Below are 3,074 nucleotides of genomic sequence, written 5' to 3'. Positions count from 1 at the left end.
GCCCGGGAGGTGGCCTGCTTGGCTTTCGAGGCGTTGGCCGAGAAGCGGCTGACGAAGGTCTGCAGCTCGGCGATCTGGGCTTTCTTCTTGGCGTTGTCCGACAGCAGCTGCTCGCGGGACTGGGTCGCGGCGATCATGTACTCGTCGTAGTTGCCCGGGAACAGGCGCAGCTCGCCGTAGTCCAGGTCGGCCATGTGGGTGCAGACACTGTTGAGGAAGTGCCGGTCGTGGGAAATGATGATCATGGTGCTGTTACGCGCCGTGAGGATGTTTTCCAGCCAGCGGATGGTGTTGATGTCCAGGTGGTTGGTCGGTTCGTCCAGCAGCAGGACTTCCGGATCGGAGAACAGCGCCTGGGCCAGCAGCACCCGCAGCTTCCAGCCTGGAGCCACTTCGGTCATCGGGCCGAAATGCTGTTCCAGGGGAATGCCCAGGCCCAGCAGCAATTCACCGGCGCGGGATTCGGCGGTGTAGCCGTCCATCTCGGCGAATTCGGTTTCCAGCTCGGCCACAGCCATGCCGTCGGCTTCGGTCATTTCCGGCAGCGAGTAGATGCGATCACGCTCGGCCTTGACCTTCCACAGCTCCTCGTGACCCATGATCACGGTGTCGATCACGGTGAATTCTTCGTAGGCGAACTGGTCCTGGCGCAGTTTACCCAGGCGCACGTTCGGCTCCAGCATGACCTGGCCGCCGGACGGCTCAAGGTCGCCACCGAGGATTTTCATGAAGGTCGACTTACCGCAACCGTTGGCGCCGATCAGACCGTAACGGTTGCCACCGTTGAACTTGACCGAAACGTTCTCGAACAGCGGCTTGGCGCCGAACTGCATGGTGATGTTAGCTGTGGAGATCAATTACTTTACCTATCAAGGGTTTGCGAGCCGCATGTTTTGCGCTGGGGCCATTTCTGGGGCATTCAGGAGCTTTTCCATTTCGCCCCAATCGCCGCTGGAACTGAGCCTGCGGGCATAGGTCGAGAGCAGCATCTGGACGCTGTGTCCGAGCTGTTGAGCAACAAAGGCGGGATTCATGCCAGACATTGTGCATATTGTCGCATAAGTATGACGGCAGTTGTACGGCGGACGATAGCGAACGTTCAGCCATTGCAATGCCAGGGTCCACTGCCTTATGCAGGTCGCAGGTCTGTTTTATGTGCTGACTCAGCCTGGAAGGAGGGAGGGCGCAAGGGAGTTCCTTTATCGCGTCGCTTCCTGCTTTCCGGCGCACCGCGGACTGTTCCGCGAACTACCTTGCATGAAGTACGCGATCAGTTAGCAGGACATACCGGTTTTCCGGGAGGGGGTCTGATCGAACCATCCATGTGCAGAGGATGCAGAGTAGGCGCCGCAGCCGCTTCGCGCAGGGCGGCCTGACACTGGCCAATCGCGAGCATTAGGGGGGCTTGCCAGGGCTTTGGCGTTCTCAAGCTCTTGTGGAGGGGCGTCGCCAATCCCCTGAAGACTTTTAAGCCCCCAAACTAAAAAATGCGTGAACATCCGGCCCAAAGTGAAAAAAGCAATGGCTGCTGTTGGCCCTGACTGCGTTAGAGGTAGCTCACAATGAACGTCACATCGGTATTCGCGGTGCCGGCTTCAACTCTGCTGTCGCCTAAGCGGTAGTAGGCTGCAGATAAGGGAATCCTGAAGTCGGTGCCCTCGGAGTTGAACTCATTGAACGGGTAGGGGGTGTCCAGGGCGATGGGTTGCCCTACATCGTTCATCAATTGAAGGCCAATGCCCTTGGCCGTGGATTGGCCATTGAGGGCCACGATACCGTTCTTCGAGTCGATGATCCGGGTGGTCGCTTTGAGCTGATAGGTCACTTTCTTGATGCCGCGCTGGCACTGATTCAGAGCAATGTTGAAGTCGACAACCCGGGGGGTGGCGCCGATTTGGCTGAACTCATCAAGGCGATAGTCGTTGCCCATTTGAACCGATACTGCGGGGGTCTTGCAGGAGGCCGCATTCAATACCAGAGAGTTGGCCAGGTTGAATCTATTCAGAGTCAGCTCGCCTGCTCGCAGGTCGCCCAGGTTCCCGGCAGGAATCCTGGCTTGCGATGCCAATGGGCCTGTCTTGACGATTTCCAATCGGATCGCGCCTGCTGGAACACCATAGGCTTTTGGGGCAACCGCAAACAGAGAAGGCTCATAGCGATCCACCATATCCATCCAGATACGGAACGAGAGCCCCGTCTTGCCCAAGGGGAAGGTTGTTACGACACTGGTCGGGGTGCCAAACGATGGATTGACGCTCACGCCATATTGCGAGCTCGCAGTGCACGACCAGTTGTTCCAGAACGATTGCTGCTGGGTGTCCTGGTAGACCACCGTGCCATCCGGCGTGTCGGCGGGGATTGTCAGGCCGCCGTTGGCCAGGCTTGCGCCGAAGTTGAGCGTTTGAGTGCCGCTAGAGGTACCAGTGAATGTGCAATTCGCCGCCATCGCGTCCGACGCGCCGATCAGCAACGTCGCCGCGATAAAGCTGAGCAGGGGATTCTGTAGATTTAAAGGCTTCATGAGGATGACTATGCCGGGTCTGAAGAAGCGCCGCAGCCTAGTAAGTCAACCTATCAATGGACATAAGACTACTCCCAAAACACGCGGTTGCTGCCCTGTGCCAGGACCTGCATCGATAGGGGGAGAGGGCGCTATTACTCACGCCCCTCCAGTTGACTGCCATACACGGCTGGGTCAAGGCCAACCCAATCAGTGATCCGTTTCTCTGGAGCCAGTTTGTTACGTTCGAACATGAGACGACTTCCATTTCTATAGGCTCGCTCGCTGGGGGCGGCCAGTGTAGACAACTGACTCGCGCTATCAGATTCCGCGCTTCTGGTACTGGTGCCACAGGAGGAGGCGGCAAACATCATGTCGTATTCGGGGCGTCACACGCGTTGTCGGCGATGCGGGCCCGATCCGCATTGCTCAACTACTTACCTACCAAGCGTGCAACCCGGGCCTGAGCCAGCTCGTGCATGAACCGTTGCAAGTGCACGGCGGCCTCTGTCGGTGCGGCCTGGAGCAGGCAGTGGGGGCCGTCGATGGCCACCAGCCGGACGTCCTTGCGCAG

Annotated in this window: 1 protein-coding gene and 2 pseudogenes; all 3 read right to left on the bottom strand. The window is 58.5% G+C overall.

The window, feature by feature from the left end:
* Nucleotides 1-812 (bottom strand): annotated as a pseudogene (locus tag BLX41_RS35260) (ATP-binding cassette domain-containing protein); the annotation flags it as partial.
* A gap of 57 nt (nt 813-869) precedes the next feature.
* Nucleotides 870-1,293, bottom strand: a pseudogene (locus BLX41_RS35255) (site-specific integrase); the annotation flags it as partial.
* Nucleotides 1,294-1,546: 253 nt separating this feature from the next.
* Nucleotides 1,547-2,521, bottom strand: a complete 975-nt coding sequence (locus tag BLX41_RS13230; RefSeq protein ID WP_123725242.1) for a fimbrial protein — start codon at nt 2,519-2,521, stop codon at nt 1,547-1,549.
* Nucleotides 2,522-3,074 lie beyond the last annotated feature (553 nt).

It is taken from the genome of Pseudomonas protegens, assembly GCF_003732485.1.
Taxonomy (GTDB): Bacteria; Pseudomonadota; Gammaproteobacteria; order Pseudomonadales; family Pseudomonadaceae; genus Aquipseudomonas; species Aquipseudomonas protegens_B.
This window is presented reverse-complemented; position numbering and strand designations above follow the sequence as displayed.

Bases quoted from the DNA above. Each gene is read 5' to 3' on its own strand.
- BLX41_RS13230 (WP_123725242.1), bottom strand. From the start codon at position 2,521: ATGAAGCCTTTAAATCTACAGAATCCCCTGCTCAGCTTTATCGCGGCG.